This window comes from Pseudoalteromonas sp. MSK9-3 (assembly GCF_003590335.1).
Classification (GTDB): domain Bacteria; phylum Pseudomonadota; class Gammaproteobacteria; order Enterobacterales; family Alteromonadaceae; genus Pseudoalteromonas.
This window is the reverse complement of the sequence record NZ_MIET01000024.1, coordinates 34,809-55,482: the sequence shown is the minus strand read 5'-3', so window position 1 is coordinate 55,482 and position 20,674 is coordinate 34,809. Positions and strand designations below refer to the sequence as shown.

The 20,674-nt window shown below is 42.2% G+C and carries 12 protein-coding genes and 7 tRNA genes; 3 read left to right on the top strand and 16 right to left on the bottom strand.

Annotated elements, in window-relative coordinates; all coding sequences use genetic code 11:
- Window positions 1-45: 45 nt before the first annotated feature.
- Window positions 46-1,635 (bottom strand): peptide chain release factor 3, encoded by a 1,590-nt coding sequence (gene prfC, locus BGP78_RS08915; RefSeq protein WP_119861068.1) that lies wholly within the window; start codon window positions 1,633-1,635, stop codon window positions 46-48.
- A 208-nt stretch (window positions 1,636-1,843) separates the two neighbouring features.
- Window positions 1,844-7,426, bottom strand: coding sequence for a two-component regulator propeller domain-containing protein (locus tag BGP78_RS08910; RefSeq protein ID WP_119861067.1), 5,583 nt, complete (start codon window positions 7,424-7,426; stop codon window positions 1,844-1,846).
- A 300-nt stretch (window positions 7,427-7,726) separates the two neighbouring features.
- On the opposite strand from BGP78_RS08910, the gene BGP78_RS08905 reads away from it, so the two are divergent.
- A complete protein-coding gene (locus BGP78_RS08905; protein ID WP_119861066.1) occupies window positions 7,727-9,253 on the top strand; it encodes a response regulator in 1,527 nt (508 codons plus the stop codon).
- Between the two features lie 173 nt (window positions 9,254-9,426).
- On the opposite strand, the gene BGP78_RS08900 is transcribed toward BGP78_RS08905, so the two are convergent.
- The 8 genes from BGP78_RS08900 to BGP78_RS08865 all read right to left on the bottom strand — a co-directional run bounded on the left by BGP78_RS08900 (window position 9,427) and on the right by BGP78_RS08865 (window position 11,439).
- Window positions 9,427-10,188, bottom strand: coding sequence for a hypothetical protein (locus BGP78_RS08900; RefSeq protein ID WP_259386249.1), 762 nt, complete (start codon window positions 10,186-10,188; stop codon window positions 9,427-9,429).
- A 583-nt stretch (window positions 10,189-10,771) separates the two neighbouring features.
- Window positions 10,772-10,847: transfer RNA gene (locus tag BGP78_RS08895), tRNA-Phe, on the bottom strand.
- A 27-nt stretch (window positions 10,848-10,874) separates the two neighbouring features.
- A tRNA-Thr gene (locus BGP78_RS08890) sits at window positions 10,875-10,950 on the bottom strand.
- Between the two features lie 11 nt (window positions 10,951-10,961).
- Window positions 10,962-11,037, bottom strand: a tRNA-Phe gene (locus BGP78_RS08885).
- Between the two features lie 39 nt (window positions 11,038-11,076).
- A tRNA-Thr gene (locus tag BGP78_RS08880) sits at window positions 11,077-11,152 on the bottom strand.
- A 10-nt stretch (window positions 11,153-11,162) separates the two neighbouring features.
- Window positions 11,163-11,238 (bottom strand) — tRNA-Phe (locus BGP78_RS08875).
- A 38-nt stretch (window positions 11,239-11,276) separates the two neighbouring features.
- Window positions 11,277-11,352: transfer RNA gene (locus BGP78_RS08870), tRNA-Thr, on the bottom strand.
- Between the two features lie 11 nt (window positions 11,353-11,363).
- Window positions 11,364-11,439, bottom strand: a tRNA-Phe gene (locus BGP78_RS08865).
- 285 nt (window positions 11,440-11,724) lie between these two features.
- Here BGP78_RS08865 and BGP78_RS08860 point away from each other — a divergent pair.
- Window positions 11,725-14,565: an ATP-binding protein gene (locus BGP78_RS08860; RefSeq protein ID WP_119861064.1), complete on the top strand. Its 2,841-nt coding sequence runs from the start codon at window positions 11,725-11,727 to the stop codon at window positions 14,563-14,565.
- Between the two features lie 220 nt (window positions 14,566-14,785).
- On the opposite strand, the gene BGP78_RS08855 is transcribed toward BGP78_RS08860, so the two are convergent.
- The 4 genes from BGP78_RS08855 to BGP78_RS08840 all read right to left on the bottom strand — a co-directional run bounded on the left by BGP78_RS08855 (window position 14,786) and on the right by BGP78_RS08840 (window position 18,244).
- Window positions 14,786-14,965, bottom strand: a complete 180-nt coding sequence (locus tag BGP78_RS08855) for a hypothetical protein (RefSeq protein WP_119861063.1) — start codon at window positions 14,963-14,965, stop codon at window positions 14,786-14,788.
- A 112-nt stretch (window positions 14,966-15,077) separates the two neighbouring features.
- On the bottom strand, window positions 15,078-16,208 hold the full coding sequence (locus BGP78_RS08850; RefSeq protein WP_010362899.1) for a sodium ion-translocating decarboxylase subunit beta: 1,131 nt from the start codon (window positions 16,206-16,208) through the stop codon (window positions 15,078-15,080).
- 8 nt (window positions 16,209-16,216) lie between these two features.
- Window positions 16,217-17,995 carry a sodium-extruding oxaloacetate decarboxylase subunit alpha gene (gene oadA, locus BGP78_RS08845; protein WP_119861062.1) on the bottom strand — a complete coding sequence of 593 codons (1,779 nt, stop codon included), beginning with the start codon at window positions 17,993-17,995 and terminating at the stop codon, window positions 16,217-16,219.
- A 12-nt stretch (window positions 17,996-18,007) separates the two neighbouring features.
- Window positions 18,008-18,244 carry an OadG family transporter subunit gene (locus tag BGP78_RS08840; RefSeq protein ID WP_119861061.1) on the bottom strand — a complete coding sequence of 79 codons (237 nt, stop codon included), beginning with the start codon at window positions 18,242-18,244 and terminating at the stop codon, window positions 18,008-18,010.
- Between the two features lie 422 nt (window positions 18,245-18,666).
- Between BGP78_RS08840 and BGP78_RS08835 the strand changes: the two genes are divergently transcribed.
- A complete protein-coding gene (locus BGP78_RS08835; RefSeq protein ID WP_119861060.1) occupies window positions 18,667-19,131 on the top strand; it encodes a YcxB family protein in 465 nt (154 codons plus the stop codon).
- 38 nt (window positions 19,132-19,169) lie between these two features.
- On the opposite strand, the gene csrA is transcribed toward BGP78_RS08835, so the two are convergent.
- Together csrA and BGP78_RS08825 are read right to left on the bottom strand one after the other, a co-directional pair.
- Window positions 19,170-19,361 (bottom strand): carbon storage regulator CsrA, encoded by a 192-nt coding sequence (gene csrA / locus BGP78_RS08830; protein ID WP_010362895.1) that lies wholly within the window; start codon window positions 19,359-19,361, stop codon window positions 19,170-19,172.
- 90 nt (window positions 19,362-19,451) lie between these two features.
- Complete coding sequence (locus BGP78_RS08825) at window positions 19,452-20,672, bottom strand: aspartate kinase (protein ID WP_119861059.1); 1,221 nt, start codon at window positions 20,670-20,672, stop codon at window positions 19,452-19,454.
- Window positions 20,673-20,674 lie beyond the last annotated feature (2 nt).

Here is a 20,674-nt window from a genome sequence, read left to right as displayed (position 1 = left end):
TTAAAGCCAGTTGATAATACTTCACATCATTTGGCTCAATACATATTAATGTTCGCGTGTATGGTGAAACTCAACCTCAGGGTAACGTTCCATAGACAAGTTTAGATTCACTCGACTTGGCGCAACGTATGTTAGGTTATCACCGCCATCTAGCGCTAAGTTGGTTTCACACTTGCGTCTAAATTCAGCCAGCTTTTTCTCATCGCTACAATTTACCCAGCGCGCGGTTTGTACGTTAACGCTTTCATATATCGCATCTACGTTATATTCCGCTTTTAAACGGGCCACAACCACATCAAACTGCAGCACACCAACAGCACCAACAATCAGGTCATTATTCGCTAGCGGTCTAAATACCTGTACAGCGCCTTCTTCAGATAGCTGTACTAAGCCTTTTAATAACTGCTTTTGCTTAAGAGGATCTTTAAGACGGATACGTCTAAATAACTCAGGGGCAAAGTTAGGAATACCGCTAAACTTCAGCTTTTCACCTTGTGTGAAAGTATCACCGATTTGAATCGTACCATGGTTGTGTAAACCAATAATGTCGCCCGCATAAGCATCTTGCGCACGCTCACGGTCACCGGCCATAAACGTCACCGCATCAGAAATACTGATTTGCTTACCTAAGCGGACGTGATTCATTTTCATACCTTGGTTATATTTCCCAGATACAATTCGCATAAATGCAATACGGTCACGGTGTTTCGGATCCATATTGGCTTGAATTTTAAATACAAAACCAGAGAAGTTCTCTTCATCCGCTTTTACTTCACGATCATCTGTCTGGCGAGGCATGGGCGTCGGTGCCCACTCAGTCAAACCATCAAGCATATGGTCAACACCAAAGTTACCTAGTGCAGTGCCAAAAAAGACTGGAGTTAATTCACCTTTTAAAAAGAGCTCATGATCAAACTCATGTGATGCACCAATAACCAGCTCTAGTTCTTCTCGTAGTTGCTCCACCAGCTCTGAGCCAATTTCAGCATCTAGTTCAGGGTTGTCTAGCCCTTTAATGATACGCTTTTCTTGGATCGTGTGGCCTTGACCAGTTTGATACAAAATCGTTTCATCACGGTGAATATGGTAAACCCCTTTAAACTCTTTACCACAACCAATTGGCCAGCTTACTGGCGCACAGGCAATGTTTAACTCAGTTTCAACTTCGTCTAACACTTCCATCGGGTCGCGAATATCACGGTCAAGTTTGTTCATGAAGGTAACAATTGGCGTATCACGTAAACGGGTTACTTCCATTAACTTACGGGTACGATCTTCTACACCCTTAGCGGCATCTATCACCATTAAACATGAATCTACCGCCGTAAGCGTACGGTACGTATCTTCAGAGAAGTCTTCGTGTCCCGGTGTATCCAGTAAGTTAACTAAAGCATCATTATAAGGAAACTGCATTACGGAAGTGGTCACTGAGATACCACGTTCTTTTTCCATTTCCATCCAGTCCGATTTTGCATGCTGGTTTGAGCCGCGACCTTTAACAGTACCCGCTTTTTGCAACGCCTTTCCGAACAATAATACTTTTTCAGTGATGGTGGTTTTACCCGCATCTGGGTGCGAGATAATAGCAAAGGTACGTCTTTTAGAGACCTCTTGCGTAATTACAGTGTGTGACATTAATAGGTTCTTCTAATTTTACACAGGTTGCGTCTTACCTTTCCAAGAGCGAGTTTCTGCTCTGTGTCGGGCAACCTATAATTGTTAATCATGATTGAAGACTATTTTCGCTGATCTGACACTGATAAACAATCAATGTGATGGATTAAGTTGCCTATTTTTTGAGGTGATAGGCAACTTTTGTATAAAAACCTGTTTTGTTTAATTGCTAAACAGCTGTTTGTGGTTCTTTGTAGGTATTTTTCAGGGTATAAAATAACGCAGTGGCATCGTCAAAATCGTAATCATCAACGACTTCCCCCAATTTAATTAGCTGCGATTTAAAAGGCGTCTGCTGCAGTAAATGCAGTAACTCCTCAATTTTATCTGACGCTTCAATATCCGACTCTGCGAGTAGCTCTTCTAACTGCGCAAACAGTGCATATACCTGCGTATCATCCACTTCGCTATTACCCACCAAAGGCGGAACTGCAGACGACTCTTTTTCACTGAGCATAGAAAAAATATCAGCTAATGCGGTAATGATTGGCATAAGCGCAACCTCAACCTCAGCGATTTGATGTGCTAACTGTGGAACACTCTGCTCGCACGCAGACTCCAACTTAGCCGCAGCTTGCTGAACTTGGGTTGCGCCAACATTACCCGCGGTGCCTTTTAATGTATGTGCACACCGCGTAGCAGCTTGAATATCACGGCCAGAACTCACTTCCCTCAATGCCGTGTCAAACTCTGCAGAAAAGTGCTGCTGCTTATTATAAAAGCGCTGTAATAACTTTTTATAGAGCGCACTATCTCCTGAGGAAATCGCCAATCCAGCTTGATAATCTAGCTGTGGGATCTGCATCAATAAAGCGGCTGAATTGTCGCTACTCTCTGACGCAACCGGCAATACAACAGACTGGGGCGCAACTTTTATCCATTGCATGAGGGTTGCCAGCATTTTACTCACATTGATTGGTTTAACGATAATATCGTCCATACCACACTCAACAATCTCTTGCTGACTTTGTGTCATCACGTTCGCAGTCATCGCAATGACGGGTAAGGTTGCGTATTTAGGCTGCTTACGAATGGCACGAGTCGCTTCATACCCATCCATAACAGGCATTTGACAGTCCATAAGCACCCCATCAAAGTCTTGCTGTTCAAGCATATCTAATGCTTGTTTACCATGCTCTGCAACACAAACATCAATTCCTTGCTTCGATAACAAAGCCACGGCCAGTTCCTGATTCAAGTCATTGTCTTCAACTAACAATAATTTAGCACCAGCCAAAGAAGGGGGCACAAGTTCCGTTTCATCAAATGAAGACTGCTTACTCTCAATCATACATAATCGATATAAGCACTCTTGCAAAGACGCAGGAAAAATCGGCTTTGCAATACATGCTAACTTCGTATAATTTGCATAACGTTGCTCCGCAACATCACAGTCATAGTCACTCATAACAATCACTGGCAGTGTTGGGTTGTGTGCCCTAACCTGCTCTAATATTTGATGCTTGCTTTGTACATACTCATCCACACATACCAGTGCCACGTCATCGATTAACTGCATTAATTTAGACTGCTCTGTTGAGGTAATACAGTGACTCTTAATATTGTATTTTTGCAAATATACCGCACTCGCTCGGCTTGAAAACTGATTATCGTCAATAATAATCGCCGAGTTAATTGGCAGCTTTTCAACAGGCGCTTGCACACTGCGATCATCCAGTAATTGCATCGTAAACGAGAATGTACTCCCCACGCCTACTGTACTTTGACAGCCGATCTCCCCAGCCATTAATTCAACTAAGTTTTTACAAATAGCCAAACCAAGCCCGGTTCCACCATACTTTCTCGTTGTCGATGTATCGGCTTGGCTAAACGACTGAAACAAACGTTGCTGCTGCTCTTCTGTCACCCCTATGCCAGAATCAATAACCGCAACTGCAACCTCAAGCACGTGTTCCTGCGTAGTCTTAAGATGTATATCGAGGGTTATTTCCCCGCCTTTATCTGTGAACTTAATAGCATTACTGCCCAAGTTCAGCAGTACTTGCGTGATCCTGAGCGGATCGCCGCGCATCTGTACCGGTAATTGAGGGTCAATAAAGACATTAAAGGTCAGGTCTTTTTCTCGCGCCTTGATACTAAGTAGCCCCACACAATCAGCCACGGTTTGCTCAAAACAAAAAGGCACAGACTCAATGTCTAATTTACCGGCTTCTATCTTAGAAAAGTCGAGAATATCATTGATGATCCCTAGTAAAGATTCACCACTGCGGTGAATCTTTTCAATATAATTACGTTGTTTACGGTCAAGTTCAGTTTCAAGGGCTAAATAACTCATACCAATAATCGCATTCATCGGTGTGCGAATTTCATGAGACATATTAGATAAAAAATCAGACTTAGCTTGCGTTGCATTTTCTGCCGTTTCTTTTGCCGTTTTTAACGCCACTTCTAATTGTTTTGCATCCGATATATCCATATTGATACCAAAGACTTCTTGACGCCCGAGTCCATCTTTCAATTGCACGCAGCGACCAATACCTAATATCCATTTCCATTCACCAGATGCTGTACGCATTCTAAATTCACAACGGTAGGTGTCGGTTTTGCCCTTTATATGATCATTTAATGCCAGTTCTGCCTGTTCTATATCATCAGGGTGCGTTAGCTGTCGCCATCGTGAAATTCCAGTACCAAATCGCACTTCGAGCTCCCCCTCCATGTACCCTAGCATGGTCGACCAAATTGCGTTTGTCATCAATAAACCACTGTGACAATCCCATTCCCAGGTACCCGCATTCGCGCCTTGCATCGCCAGTTCTAATCGCTGTTCAGCTTCTTTCAATTCGCTATAAGATAAAGAGTTGGCCAATGCCACTGCAAGATGATTACCGATCACTCGCAAAATACTTAGCTGAGTTTCTTTGTAAGCGTATTCAGCGTCTGATTGCACCGTAAAAACCCCTAAAACTCGACCATCAACAACTAACGGTACACACAATACAGTTTTGGTCTGTTCGCCATTTAAGCTGGTTGATGCGTCAAAATCATAACGCTGCCACAGCGCATCATTGTCGGCGTACAACTCTTGTGCTTGCGTCACACAATACACATCAGCGCTGCCCCTTAATTGAGTCTGAGAGATCAATGCATCAAATGGCTCCCCCTTTTGAACTGCAAAAATATAATCAATATATTGCTGTTCTTTATGATAAATACCGATGGCGCAAAAATCACACGGTAAGGTGTTTATTAAATGGTTGTATATCGTTTGGCAAATTGTCTGCATGTCATAGGTCGCTGCAACTTCTTTACCCACTTCTCCCAGTACAACAATGTCTTTTGTACGCTGTGCGACTTTGTGTTCAAGCTTTTGACTGGCCACTCGTAATCGCTGCAGACGCCATATTAAAGCGCCAATCAGCAGTAAACCAATAACAACAGGCAGAGATATTTGAAACCATAAGGTTTGATACCACGCAGGGACCTTAATAATATTGAGTGCAATGCCAGTTAAGTTCCAAACACCATGGTTATTACTTCCTTGCACTTTTAGCCGATACTCGCCTGGGGGTAAATCTCGATAACTCACACTGTGATTAGCAGTAATATCACTCCATGCTACATTATGCCCTTCCAGCCACACTCTATAGCGGTTATCTTCGCTTGCTTGATAATCAAGCCCAGCAAAACCAATACTGATTGAGCTATGTTCTGGTTCTAATCGCACGGTATCTGTACCGTGGTCAATGGGTGTGTTATCAACCAATATATGCGTAAATACCAATTGGGGTGCCGTGGTGTTAACCACCACATTTTCAGGCTTAAAGCGCGTGATCCCATCAATACTGCCAAATAAGATTTGCCCCTTATGTAACAATTTAGAATTGGTTAAAAAGTGATTGTTCGCTAACCCATCATTGGTTGTAAATTGGTGAAACACCCCATTTTGGGTATCCAGCTTCAATACGCCACTAGAGGTGGCTAACCATAAGAAATCGCGACTATCTGCCACGATGGATTGTACGGAAAAACTCGACTCTGAAGTCGTATTTGAAAAGCGTTGGAACTGTTTAGACATTAAATCAAAACTACTCACCCCGTTGTTAGTGCCAAACCACACTTTGTTTTTATGCTGCATAGCAAAGTTAATATAGTTATCACTTAAACTGCTATCACTTTGCTGCATAACGTGCTGTTGCTGCGTTTTATCCTCGAGATTGAGCTGATAAACCCCATCACCTTCGGTGCCCACCCAAATATTATTTTGGCTATCACTCAACACCAGACTCGGATCTATGTTAGCCATATGCACAGAGTAATCCATCGTTTCGAGATCCCACTGTATTACTTGATCGCTGCCCGAAATAACCAACCATGCATAGCCTTCGTTATCGAAGCTAATTTGTTCAACCGATTGGCGTTGATTCTTGAGCCAAAAAAGTGGCAGTTGAATTAATTTATTTTGCGCCTCATCGACACGATAGAGACCATAATTAGTCCCGGCATATAAATGGCCGTTTTTACTTCGAGCTAAACTATGCACCCTTAATCGATAACTCCCTGTCAGCGCTTCGCGCGCTGCAAAAGGTTTAAAGTCAGACTGACCATCAAAATGCACCAACCCTCTGCCCGTGCCCAACCACACCCCTCCTTTTGAAGCGGATGCCATCGACAACACTTGATTAAATAGCCCTGAAAGTAAGTAATCTTGCAGATAATTTTTGTGTGAGGTAAAAGCGGGTGGATGAGGAAACACTTTGATCACACCTGAATATCGAGTGGCCGCCCACAACAGTCCGGTATCATCTATAAGCACTTGGCGCACATCACGGTTTTGCAGCAATGCGTTAGCGCTTGTATGGCGATCGGTTACAAAGTTACGCTGCGCAGGAGAAAAGCGATAAATACCTGCAAATGTCGACAATAAAATATCATCTTGATAATGCAGCAAGCTCGTGACACTGGGCAAACTTTGGTCTGCAAGGTTATAGGTTTGATATGCCTTAGTTTGAGGGTCAAACAAGCCAAAACTGCTGCGTGTCGCAACCCAAATCCTGCCTGATGTATCAACAGACACTTGCCTTATCTCTGAATGATCTAAAGAACCAAGTCCTACACCAAAGCCCGTAAAGGTATTCGTGCTTCTATCAAGTTTAAATAACCCGTTAGACGTACCTACCCAAATCCCGCCGTCTAGGCCCTCTGCAATACTCCAAACCCGATTATTTCCCAAACTTGATGGGTCGTGTTTATCATGAGTAAAGCGCTGAAAGCCACTTTGATCTGAGTCTAGCTTATTGAGTCCCCCGCCATTTGTACCTACCCATAATGTGCCATCGCGACTTTCAAACAACGCTTGCACTTTATTGGCACCTAACGATCGTGGGTTTTGCGGATCATGTTTAAAGTGCTCAAAGGTCTTATTACCTTGATATAAGTTTAACCCACCACCCCAAGTACCTGCCCATAATTGGTTTTTACTATCAAAAAGCAGTACCCCAACACTGTTTGCAGATAAAGAGTTGGCATGCTCTGAGTCATGCTTAAACGTCGTAAACTGGTATCCGTCATAACGTAATATACCATCAGCGCTACCAAACCACATAAAGCCTTGATGATCTTTTGTAACAGCATAAATTTGTGGGTTTGATAACCCGTTATAAGTCGAGATACTTTCTATTTTTAACTGATTTACCGAGTTTGCTTGTGCTATTTCAACCTTTAATACACACATTGCAATACACAATAATGCACATACAAGCACCATTTTTAAGCGCAAAAGCAGCAGCATCCACTATACTCCTTGTATTTTGGGGCTTGGTGAACTGCTTTTTTGCTCGCCATCACATATCAATGTCAGGCTCGCTATCACCAAAATAATGTTGTGATTAACCTTAGGTTTACGCCGCATAATAGCAATAAGAATTTAGTATTATCATGCAGCATCCTATAGACACATAATAATAACATGTGCAAAATAAAACCAAGTGAAATTGTTTATCAATTGCTCAGTTACGTGGTCGAGTAGTTCTAATATCGTACATTAACACGCTGTAGCGCGTGTCAAAAACAGACCTATACGGAGCATTTTATGGTCACTATCTCACCCTCTCAGCCACTGACCGTCCTTGTTGTTGAGCCATTTGAAACCATTCGAACGATGATTGCCAATGTGCTTAATCAGCTCAGCCATGTCGATATTATCCAAAGCTCAAATGCTACAGATGCGTTAGAAAAGCTTGAATACAATGACATCAACTTGATCATTGCAGAGTGGGACTTACCCAAATTTTCAGGCATTGATTTTCTTAAGAAAGTACGAACAACCGCTCGCACTGCAAAAATCCCCTTCGTAATGACCTCTGCAACCATAGAACAAGCCCATGTTGTCAAAGCCATTCAATGCGGTGTGTCTGAATATGTGGTTAAACCCTTTTCAAGTAAAATATTGGCATCTCGATTACAGCGCGCATTAACCAAACCAGTCAGACCCTGTAAAGAAAGCTCCCAACAACCAGAGCCAGCAGTGACACCCAGCGATGATATCCATGTCCTTATTGTCGATGACGTGGCTGACAATATAAAAATTATCAGTGATATTTTACGCAAAGATTATAAGGTAAAAGCAGCACTCAACGGGAAAAAAGCATTACAGATATGTACTAAAGATCCACAGCCCGATATTGTTTTACTGGATATTATGATGCCTGAAATGGACGGCTTAGAAGTATGTAAACGTTTAAAAAGTGATCCGAGTACACAGCACATTACGGTGATTTTTTTATCTGCCCTTGAACAAACCGAGCATATTATTAAAGGGTTGGAACTCGGCGCTGTTGACTATATTACCAAGCCTGCAAATCCAGCTATCGTCAAATCAAGGGTGCAAGCACATTGTCGCAGTATCGAGTCTAATCGTATCATGCGTACTCAAATCGACACCATGCTAGAGAATGCCCGTTTACGCGATGAATTTGATAATCTCAATCAAAACGAACTCATACAGCCCGTTGCGAATATCAAAAACTCAACCGAACAATTGGTCAATCACCTACATGATGCAGAAAAAGCCCAGCAATATATCGACTTTATTCAGCAAAGTTGTTCAAATCTACAGCTTCATATCGACAGTATTTCAGCGCTCAATAAAATAGAACAGCAAGAATACAAACTTACCCCAAAACAGCATAAGCTCAGTGCACTTATAAAAGACACGTTAGGCCCGCTCGCCACTATGATCAATCAAAAGCAAATTACCGTTCACAATACTATCGATACTGAAGGTTGTTTTTTTGGTGAACAAAGCATCACACATGCATTGCTTACTCATCTGCTAAAAAACGCACTAGAAGGCACAAAGAGCGACCCTTCCATCAAACTCAGTTCAACGCAAAATGACCAATTCTTAGTGTTAAAAATCCATAATCCGGATCCGGTACCAGAACCTATTAGGGCACAGTTTTTTGATAAATTTGTTACTTATGGGAAGCCCGAACATGCGGGCGTTGGTACCTATGCCGCAAAATTACTGACCGAAGTTCAGCGTGGCTTTATCGAATATAGAACAGATGACAATTTAGGGACCGAAGTATTTGTTAGTTTACCGTTGTCACAATAAGATGATGAGTACACTAATGAGCGGCATCTCAAGTGGCCTTAAAGCTTCCATAGGTATTGCTGGAGTCAATATTCTATAGCTAAGCTGGGCCACATTTCTAATTTAGATCTGTTATCAAGTGCGCACCCGCAATTTAGATGCACCGGAGGGCGACTGTCTACCGATTACACTGTTTATTTAGTAAAAGACGGCTCAGCGCTTGTTTTAAGCTGGTCAGCTATATTAATTGTCCACTCCCGCTTATTGAGCAAATAGCCTGTGGCCTCTCTTTGTTTATCGTTGTTTCGGCTTTGTGTGATCATTTCTTTAAAATCGATAATCTCAGCAAAGTTCCCTTCGTTGACATCATATTTACCCCAGTACTGACTCGTGCCTGAACTGCCACGCTCTATTTCCAGCCCTTCTAAAAATTTGTTTTTAAAGTCTTTAGCTGCACTGACTAACTTGTCATTACCATTCAATGCCTCTTCAACAAGCTGCTTATCAGCCTGGTTCAGGTGGCCTGTTGCAATCAATTTACCCGAACCGTCAATTGAAAAGCCCCAGTTTTTATTTTGTAGCTCTGGGTTTTGAACGTACAAATCAGTAGACGTTTTGTCATACTCTTCTGCAACTTTATTTGCGGCAGCTGGCGTATCATGCAAATACAACGTGCTGGTGGAGCTTGCTACACGCTCAATTAACTCTCGATGCGCTTCAAATCTAGCGGGTAGATCGAGTTTACCGTTACTCTTATAGTTAATTACTGTCAATTTGCCGTTGTCAGACTTGGCTCGCATTTGTTCAGTAGGAAGTGTCGGTTCTGAGCTGATAAATTGTGTGGCTGGATCTACTGCAAGAGCTTCCTTACTGCTTGAGCCGACATTTTTTATTCTATCAGTAACCTGATTGTTTTTTGCGTGCAGGAGTAGCCCTGCACTTGCGTCAATCTTCATGTCATTATCCTTATCACACGTTTCACGCTTAATACCAAGCTGTCTTAATCCTTCGTCAATTTTAAAGGCCCAACTTAACTCCAACCTTATTAGATATTCCTCATTAGCATAACTAAATAGAAAAACCTCCGTCAAGTTAGCTTAAAGTCTGTATGACACATATTAGACCACTCCATTAACCTAATTGGAGTAACTCTTCGTTATATCGGTATTAAAGATAAAATATTTAGCAGACTTTCATTGCCATTTGAATCTAACTTAAGAGTGTAAATTACTATATTCATACTTTAGCCGAACTGCGCTTACTATGTCATAAAAAACAACGCAACTCTCCCTTTGAGACAAAAAAGGAAAATGAGAAAGAGAACTGGGTCAAGGCGTTGTATTTTTAATTAGTAACGAGTCATAAAATCAAGCTGCTGTTTTCTCGTTCAAAGCAGGTATGTTTCTTTATCGCGGTTTTTTGCTTTCTGGCGTTCGCAAAATCGTCTCCGTCATTAGCGACGGAAATAGAGTTTTATAGGGAAATAGTGTTTTTGTAGGTAAAGGGTAATTTAAAATCTAGATAAAGGCTAAGGAAAAGTGGTGCCCAGAGGCGGAATCGAACCACCGACACGAGGATTTTCAATCCTCTGCTCTACCGACTGAGCTATCTGGGCAAATTTTGTGGCTTACGCCGAATTAAATGGTGCCGACTATCCGAGTCGAACGGATGACCTACTGATTACAAGTCAGTTGCTCTACCAACTGAGCTAAGTCGGCACACTTAATAATGGTGCCCAGAGGCGGAATCGAACCACCGACACGAGGATTTTCAATCCTCTGCTCTACCGACTGAGCTATCTGGGCAAAAATTTGTTGCTTATGTTTTTATTCCTAGCAAGAAAATGGTGCCGACTATCCGAGTCGAACGGATGACCTACTGATTACAAGTCAGTTGCTCTACCAACTGAGCTAAGTCGGCGCACCGAAAATGGTGCCCAGAGGCGGAATCGAACCACCGACACGAGGATTTTCAATCCTCTGCTCTACCGACTGAGCTATCTGGGCAAAATTTGTTGCTTATGTTTTTATTCCTAGCGAGGAAATGGTGCCGACTATCCGAGTCGAACGGATGACCTACTGATTACAAGTCAGTTGCTCTACCAACTGAGCTAAGTCGGCGCACCTTAAAATGGTGCCCAGAGGCGGAATCGAACCACCGACACGAGGATTTTCAATCCTCTGCTCTACCGACTGAGCTATCTGGGCGTGCGGCGTATTAAACGGGTTTTGCCCTTTCAAGTCAACTTTTTTTTCAAACTTCTGCTCGTTTGAATATTTTTCAAACAACGGAATTAATTTATTGCTTAAAATGGCTAAGTTTCACACAACTTAATTTACGTTCAGCTAACCTAAGTTAGCCTTTTATCTGATTAAAACAGGTCGCTTACCGTAAAAACGTAGAGAAAAAGCCATCAGACAATGATACGATTGTCCGTATATTAAGCTTTAAGTTAGCTTTAACATTGTGTCGCGAAATATCGGAACATTTCAATGCAAAATTCATCTCCAATAAAAATTGCTGGGCTACTGCCTCTCATACTGATAATAGCTCTGGTTACTGGGGCCATTTGTGCTGCTGCGGCCTATATGCTGCCTAAAGCCAGTCAGGTAGATCAAGTACCTAATATTCAAAAACAAGCCGATGAACTCGCATCGCCCCTTGCCAATATAATGATGAAAACAGGGTTTTCGCAGGCGAAACAAATTCTTCAAGGTATAAAAGAAGGCGCTCCCCATGTTGATATCTATTTGTATAGTTCAACGGGTATGGCTGAACCGTCACTTATCTTTCAAACAAGCAGCGTCCCAGTGGCGGCAATTTCACAGCAAAAGAAAATTATTGAAGGGAACACAGTTACGGTCTATCAGCCTTTAAAATTAGACGAACAAGCCATTGGTGAACTGGTGTTACGTTATCAATCACCTGACTCGGCACAAAGCCCAATGATGGGGTACGCACTCTTTGCTTTAGCGTTAGTTTGTGCCTTTTTATTAGCCGCTGTCGCAAAAAAACGCATTGTATTGCAGCTTAATAATGACACCCAAAAGTTAGAGGCTGAGCTAAAGCTGGTAGTCGATAAACAAGATTACCGTGTACATCTAAATAGTGATTTGGGTTTTGGCCTTGAAAGCATCGCCTTTGCCATTAACAATGTACTGCATCAAGTGCAGTCTGTGATTGATAATAACCAAGAGTCACAAAAAGAGCTTAAGCAACTACAAACCAGCCTTGAAACTGAAGTACAGGCACGTACACTCGCATTAGAAAAAGCCACGCTCAATGCTGAACGCGCCAATGACGCAAAAACCACCTTTTTAGCAACCATGAGCCATGAGATCAGAACCCCAATGAATGGCGTCATTGGTACCATTGATCTACTACGTCAAACAGAACTTGATGGTGCGCAACACCGTTTAACCACCATTATCCGTGATTCTGCCTTCTCACTACTGGGCATTTTGGATGATATTTTAGACTTCTCTAAAATAGAAGCGGGTAAACTGCAAATCGACAACAGTGTGTTTTCAGTGTCAGAAACCATTGAAGAAGTCGCACGCGTACTCTCGTCAGTTGCTAAGAAACGCAAACTTGACTTACAGCTCGCGATTGCACCAGATATTCCAAACAACCTCGTGGGAGATACCGTTCGTGTTCGCCAAGTATTGTATAACCTATGTAGCAACGCGATAAAATTCACTAGCACAGAAGGTGATCGACAAGGGTTTGTCAAAATTACCGTTGAAGTTGCACAAAATACCTCTGAACATTATACCTTGCGCTTTAGAGTGACCGATAACGGCAAAGGGATGACACAAACTCAGTTACGTGAAATCTTTAACCCGTTTATTCAAGCGGAAGGCTCTATTACCCGAGAGTTTGGTGGTACAGGCCTAGGTTTATCGATTTGTAAGAGTCTTATTGAGTTAATGTTAGGGTCGATACAAGTCAATAGTGACATTGGTATGGGCAGCGAATTTGTTGTCGAATTACCGTTTAGCACGCAAGGTAAAGTTGAATACGCACATAAGAGTAAACTCGGGCAACGAAGAGTTGTTGTGCTGACAGGTAATAATGACAGGCGTAATATTTTATGCCGTTATTTATCATTCATGGGGGCAAGTACTGTGGCCCTAGGATCAATGGATGAATTTGACGAATTCCAGTATCAAGAAGGCGTTATTTGGGTTTTAGATGGCTTAGAAGGTATGGCGCCAGTCAATGACCAATTACGTTCATTACTGTATTCATTAGAAAACAACAAGCAACAAGTCATCGTGCTAAGCACGATGGATGAAGCCGCTGTAAACCATGAGAATATTTTCTACCTCAATGCGGCGCCACTGTGTAAAAGCTCATTCATGACTTCTGTCATGGTCGCTGCAGGACTACACAAACCGAAAGCACTTAAACCGTCACGTAGTATGAATACCTATCTTAACGTGGATCAGGCACGTGCTGAAAATAAACTCGTGCTGTTGGTTGAAGACAACGTACTGAACCAGCAAGTACTTACCGATCAATTACATTTGCTTGGCTATGGCGTAGAAGTTGCTGAAAATGGTGAAGAAGGCCTTGAAGTATGGCAAAAAGGTAACTTCCCTATCATTCTGACAGACTTACATATGCCTAAAATGTCTGGCTACGATATGGTTACGCGAATTCGTGATCTTGCAGAGCAAAGCGACGATATTAACGCTCAGCCCTATATTATTGCTGTCACCGCGAACGCACTCAAAGGTGAAAAAGAACGCTGTATTGCCACAGGTATGAATGATTACATCACAAAACCAGTTGAGCTGAACGTACTTGAAGCGACATTGATGAAGTGGCAAGAAAAACACGCTAACGACTTACCAGCGCCAGACTCTACAGCCAGTGACGTGAGTACCAACCATACCAATACACCAGAGACTCAAGAGTCCAACAATCCACTTATTCAGGAACTACCGAGTGAACCTGAAGTATTGGTGACGCCAGCAGTTAATCTAGAGACTCTTAACAAATATGTTAATCATGATGAAGCAAAGCAATTACGCTTCTTCCGTATGTACTTAGAGCAAAGCAGCATGTTAACCAGAGAAGTAAACGGTGCTGTGATCTCCATGGACCAAGCTGCGATCATTGAAGCATGCCACCAACTTAAATCGATTTCGAATACGATTGGGGCAGAAAAAGTAGCCGAAACTGCCATCGAGTTTGAAAGCCAGTGTAAAGCGGGTGATTTAACCGCTGATGAGCTTATTGCATTGCGTGATAGGCTCGATCACGACTATGCCGATGCCACACAGTTTATTCAAGCGCATTTACAGCAAGCCGAAATGAGCGAATAACACTTACCAGCGGCAATAAAAAAAGGCGCTGTAGCGCCTTTTTTATATTAATTACACAAAAACATATACCTTGGGTACTCAATAAATAGAGTAATACACGGCCCATGTAAAACAGTCAAACTTTGATGGGCAGTGGCTTATATGCCGTACTTTTACCACCTTACATACGCACATAGTTTACTGCTATGAGTAGCCCTTAGCTATAAACTGTGGCGCTCCTCTACTCATTCCACAGAACATAAATCAACTTAACCACGAGTGACGCCATAACAAGCGGAAATATATACTTGCTGTAACGCTGCATTTTATCCAGCCCCAATTTATGCTGATAACGCTCCAATAATGGTATCAAGATCAGTAAAGTAGCAAATAATACCCCTAATATGATCAATACATTCATTGTGCTACTCCCCTCTATCTCTTAACTGTTCCTGTTATATCATAAAAATGAGGAACAAAAAAAGCGCAGCCTAAACTGCGCAGTCGGTTGGAGACGTTAAAATTCTGTCGGCTTAGCCTACTAATGCAAGGAGTATCCCCGCTGCTACTGCACTACCTAATACACCTGCAACATTAGGGCCCATCGCATGCATTAATAAAAAGTTATGCGGGTTACTTTCGAGACCAACTTTATTAACCACTCGTGCAGCCATTGGTACCGCAGATACCCCTGCAGCACCCACCAACGGATTGATAGGGTTACTTGATAACCGATTCATCAATTTAGCCATATATACACCCGATGCAGTTCCGATTGAAAATGCCAATGCGCCAAGCAATAAAATACCTAATGTTTCAACTGTTAAGAAATGCTCAGCCGCTAATTTAGAGCCAACGGCTAACCCCAAGAATATGGTTGTGATATTAATCAACTCGTTTTGCGCGGTATTGCTAAGCCTGTCAACTACGCCACACTCTCGCATTAAGTTACCTAAACAAAACATGCCAACTAAGGGGGTTGCTGAGGGCAAAAATAAGATGGTTAAGCTAAGTACCATCAACGGAAACAAAATCTTTTCCTTTTTAGAGACCACACGTAATTGCGGCATCGCAATAGAGCGCTCTTCTGGAGTCGTTAGCAAACGCATAATAGGAGGCTGAATAATAGGAACCAATGCCATATAAGAGTACGCAGCAACAGCTATCGCTCCAAGCAGCTCAGGCGCCAATTTTGAGGCCAAGAAAATTGCCGTTGGGCCATCCGCGCCTCCGATGATCGCTATAGCCGATGCATCTTTAAGGGTAAACTCGAAACCAGGTACATAGTTTAACGCGATGGCACCAAACAAGGTGGCAAAAATACCAAACTGCGCAGCAGCACCTAAAAATAACATTCGAGGGTTCGCAATTAACGCACTAAAGTCGGTCATTGCGCCCACCCCCATGAAAATTAAGAGCGGGAATACACCACTGTCTATACCTATGTAATAAACGTAATACAACAACCCGCCGGGATCAGCTAAACCAGCCACAGGAATATTTGTCAAAATTGCCCCAAAACCAATGGGTACTAACAACAGGGGCTCAAACCCTTTTGCTATGGCCAAATACAATAAACCACAGCCAACCGCCATCATAATTAACGCGGGCAGCGTGAAGTTGGCAATGCCAGTGGCTTGCCATAAATTCAATAATCCGTCCATATCAGCTCCTAAGCCAATGCTATCATGGCGTCGCCAGTTGCAACTGAGTCACCTTCAGCAACAAAGACTTCTGATACAGTACCTGTTGAGGTAGCTCGTACTTCAGTTTCCATCTTCATGGCTTCCATGATCAGTACCACATCACCTTGAGCAACCTCATCGCCAGCGCGTACTTTCATTTTGAAAATATTACCGGCCAACGGCGCATTGAGGGTATCTGACGAGCTCACCGATGCTGATTGTGGAATAAGCTCGCTGTCTTTTACTTTAACTTCTTTTAGCTCTCCGCCAGCCGCAACCACAACGTCATAGACTTTGCCATCAACTTGTACGCTATACCGCTCAGGGCTCGCTTTACTTGGCGTTGGCTTGTTTTGTACTTTTGATTGACTGGACTCGACTAACGTTGGCTTTGGTTCAAACACGTCTGGATTGTGTCTGTTTTTCAAGAACTTTAAGCCAACCTGTGGAAATAACGCATAAGTTAAAACATCATCAATTTGCTCTGAAGCAAGTTCAATTGACTCTTCTTTTACTTTCTCTAGCAATTCAGTATGTAAGCTTTCTAGCTCAGGCTTGATCAGATCCGCTGGGCGACATTGTATTTCTTCAGCACCATCCAGCACTTTAAGTTGTAACGCTTTATCTACCGGCGCAGGTGTTGAACCATATTCACCTTTTAATACACCCGCGGTTTCTTTGGTGATGGTTTTATAGCGCTCGCCAGTAAGTACATTCAATACAGCTTGGGTGCCTACGATTTGCGATGTGGGCGTAACTAAGGGTAAAAAGCCTAGATCCTGTCTAACTTTTGGAATTTCTTTTAGTACATCATCAAGTTTGTCAGCTGCGCCTTGCTCTTTAAGCTGATTTTCCATGTTCGTCAACATACCACCTGGTACTTGTGCCAGGAGGATTCGACCATCAACCCCTTTTAAGCTGCCTTCAAACGCGGCATACTTTTTACGTACTTCACGGAAGTAACTCGCAATTTCTTCAAGTTCAGCTAAGTTTAGCCCAGTATCTCTGGCTGTCCCTTCAGTAATAGCCGCAATGGTTTCCGTCGCGCTATGCCCATAAGTCATACTCATTGACGAAATTGCGGTATCAAGCATATCAATACCCGCATCAATCGCTTTTTGATACGTCGCTGTGCTTAACCCTGTCGTTGCATGACATTGCATTGCAATAGGCACTGATACGGTACTTTTTAGACCCAATATCAACTGCTCGGCATCATATGGCTTAAGTAAACCCGCCATATCTTTTATACAAATTGAGTGACACCCCATATCTTCAAGCTGTTTTGCTTGCGCTAACCACATATCAAGAGTGTGTACTGGGCTCACCGTATAAGAGATAGTGCCTTGTGCATGAGCACCCACTTTAATCGCGGCTTTCACAGCTGTTTCTAAATTTCTTACATCATTCATCGCATCAAAAATACGAAATACATCCACACCATTTTTGTGCGCACGCTCTACAAACTTTTCAACAACATCATCGGCATAATGACGATAGCCCAATAAGTTTTGGCCTCGTAATAACATTTGCTGCTTGGTATTTGGCATCGCTTCTTTTAAAGCGCGAATGCGCTCCCAAGGATCTTCACCTAGATAACGAATACACGAATCAAAGGTCGCTCCACCCCAAGACTCAACTGACCAGTAACCTGCTTTATCTAACTTTTCTGCGATTGGTAACATATCTTCTAAGCGCATACGGGTTGCAAGCAAAGACTGGTGAGCATCTCGTAAAACTAGCTCTGTAAGTTTTAATTGTGACATGAAAGACCCCTATTATTGTTTTGTTCGGTATTGCGTAATTGCAGCACTAATCGCTGCAATATGAGCATTCGGCACCCCGCCTGACGGCTGGCGACGCGTGGTTGGAACGGTAGGAGCTTCTGTGTCTGGTTTGGCGAGCTTAGACAAATTCGTCACGGCCAAAATTAAAATAGATAAAAACACAAAGACTCCAATCATGCCCGTTAGCATTAGGCTAGCTGCCTGAATTAACAATGCGCCTATATCCATAACTCTCCCCTTTAGTCTCTCGACAAATACAACCTGCGTTAATAATCATTTTTTATAAATATTTATTCACCCATCATACCAAAACATCATCACATGTAAATAACATTGTAAATTGGTAATACCAAAAACAGATTGCATATAAAAATCATACGGTTAATAACTAAAGGACAAGAAGCAAAGACTTAAAACAGCATAAACATGAAAAATATTCAAAATAAAAGGTGAGAATATCTAAGGTTATTTATTTATAACCTCATAAAACTGTCACTAAAACACCACAAAAAAATTGGTAATACCAAAAATTTTATTTATTTTGCTGCATTAATAAATGGTATTAATACCTGTTAAACCAGAGATCTAGAGTACGGCTAATGCGCCCTGCAAAGCAATACGGTACAATGTGCCAAACGTTAGGAGCGTATATGTACACAGAAAAATTTGTATTAGATAAGCCGTATTTTCAAGAATGCTTTGATGAATCGATTAAACTTGGCGATCACAATAAACCCAAATATTTTTTACTCGTATTACTCATCGCCCTAGGTCTATTTAGTATTTATGGGCTGACAGAGCATTATTTAGGAAACTTCCTGATCCTACTTGCGGTGGTTGAGTGTTTAGCTTTTTACTATCGTCGGCCATGGTGGATAGCACGTCAAATGTTAAGCCGCGCGAGTGGCAGTACCGTTGAGCTGCATATTGATGAAACACATATTGAAGCAAAAAACCCTTACAAGCACTATCAGTTAACGTGGCAGGAGATTGACAGTATTATTGAAACAGAGAAAGGGTTAATTTTAAAAAGTAATAAAAGGATGCAATACCTTTCCAATCAGTCGATCAGTGATGACACACGGACATTTATTTTATCGCAGACAAAAAAATAGCCACATTATGTGGCTATTTTCACAAATTCTTGTGCTGATCAGATATTGCCGGTCGTTGGATTAGACTTTTCAGCCTGAATACGCATGTAGATCTCTTCACGGTGAACTGAAACATCTTTAGGTGCATTTACACCAATACGTACCTGGTTTCCTTTAACACCAAGTACAGTTACAGTAACTTCATCACCAATCATCAGGGTTTCACCTACTCGACGAGTTAGTATTAGCATTCTCTTGCTCCTGTTATTCCAAAAATTAAAAGATTCCGCGTCTTTTTCATTTTAATGAAAAGTTACAGTAAAAGTAAGCAAAAAACGTCCTTACTCAGTACTTTCCGAGAAAAATGTAGCGTGTAATGTCCTTACGGCTAATTCTAGATATTTTTCTTCCACTAATACTGAGACTTTTATCTCAGAACTAGCGTCCATTAGTGTTTTTATACCTTCTTGAGCTAAAGCACTAAAAAATTGTTCGGTAACACCACAATTTGATTTTATGCCCAAGCCAACAGCAGAGACCTTAGCAACCCCCATGTTACTTTCAACATGGTGTGCTCGTATGTACCCTAAGTTTGACTGCAATATCTCAATCACCTGTAAGTGATCATTACTATGCACTGTAAAAGCATAGCCTATTTTTTCGCTATGTTGCTGAGTTTGCGTGATCATATCTATTTCAATATTATGTTCAGTACACAGCGCCTCTATTAACCTTAACTTAGGTGTATTCTCCGTACTACTCAATACACTAACTTGCACTTCATCCCGTGATGCTGCGATCCCTGACACCGTACTTTGCAACCTTGAGTTCTCTTCATAGGTTATCAATGTTCCCGCATCTGGCGAAAAACTAGAGAGTACTCTTAATGGCACTTTATGCCTGCCTGCCGCTTCAACAGAGCGAAGGTGTAACACTTTCGCGCCTAAGCTGGCTAATGCGAGCATTTCAGCACAAGTAACATAAGCTAAGCGCCGAGCATTAGAGTCAATCCGCGGATCAGTAGTATATACGCCATCCACATCCGTAAAGATCTGACATTCATCAGCTTTTAATGCTGCGGCTAATTCAACCGCAGTTGTATCTGTACCACCGCGGCCTAAAGTTGTGATATTACCTTCATTATCTCGGCCCTGAAAACCGGCAATAATTGCAATGCGATTATGCTCTAACTCTTGTTTTAGTCGTTCAGTATGAATGCGCTCAATTTGCGCTTTGCCAAAATGATTGGAAGTTTGGATCCCGACTTGATCAGCCAGTAGGCTTATTGCAGAGTGGCCGCGTTTGATAATTGCCATCGCCAACAATGCAACACTGACTTGCTCGCCGGTCGTAAGTAGCACGTCGAGTTCACGACTGTTAGGGCGTGTATCAAGTTGTCGTGCCATATCAATTAAACGATTCGTTTCACCCGACATCGCTGACAGAACCACAACAACTTGATGACCTTGCTGTCTTGTCTTTACGACTAATTCAGCAACCGCTTCGATACGCTCTAAGGAGCCTACCGAAGTGCCACCAAACTTTTGTACAAATAATGCCACCT

Coding starts and splice junctions, on each gene's coding strand:
- prfC (WP_119861068.1), bottom strand. CDS start 1,635: ATGTCACACACTGTAATTACGCAAGAGGTCTCTAAAAGACGTACCTTT.
- BGP78_RS08910 (WP_119861067.1), bottom strand. CDS start 7,426: ATGCTGCTGCTTTTGCGCTTAAAAATGGTGCTTGTATGTGCATTATTG.
- BGP78_RS08905 (WP_119861066.1), top strand. CDS start 7,727: ATGGTCACTATCTCACCCTCTCAGCCACTGACCGTCCTTGTTGTTGAG.
- BGP78_RS08900 (WP_259386249.1), bottom strand. CDS start 10,188: ATGAAGATTGACGCAAGTGCAGGGCTACTCCTGCACGCAAAAAACAAT.
- BGP78_RS08860 (WP_119861064.1), top strand. CDS start 11,725: ATGCAAAATTCATCTCCAATAAAAATTGCTGGGCTACTGCCTCTCATA.
- BGP78_RS08855 (WP_119861063.1), bottom strand. CDS start 14,965: ATGAATGTATTGATCATATTAGGGGTATTATTTGCTACTTTACTGATC.
- BGP78_RS08850 (WP_010362899.1), bottom strand. CDS start 16,208: ATGGACGGATTATTGAATTTATGGCAAGCCACTGGCATTGCCAACTTC.
- oadA (WP_119861062.1), bottom strand. CDS start 17,995: ATGTCACAATTAAAACTTACAGAGCTAGTTTTACGAGATGCTCACCAG.
- BGP78_RS08840 (WP_119861061.1), bottom strand. CDS start 18,244: ATGGATATAGGCGCATTGTTAATTCAGGCAGCTAGCCTAATGCTAACG.
- BGP78_RS08835 (WP_119861060.1), top strand. CDS start 18,667: ATGTACACAGAAAAATTTGTATTAGATAAGCCGTATTTTCAAGAATGC.
- csrA (WP_010362895.1), bottom strand. CDS start 19,361: ATGCTAATACTAACTCGTCGAGTAGGTGAAACCCTGATGATTGGTGAT.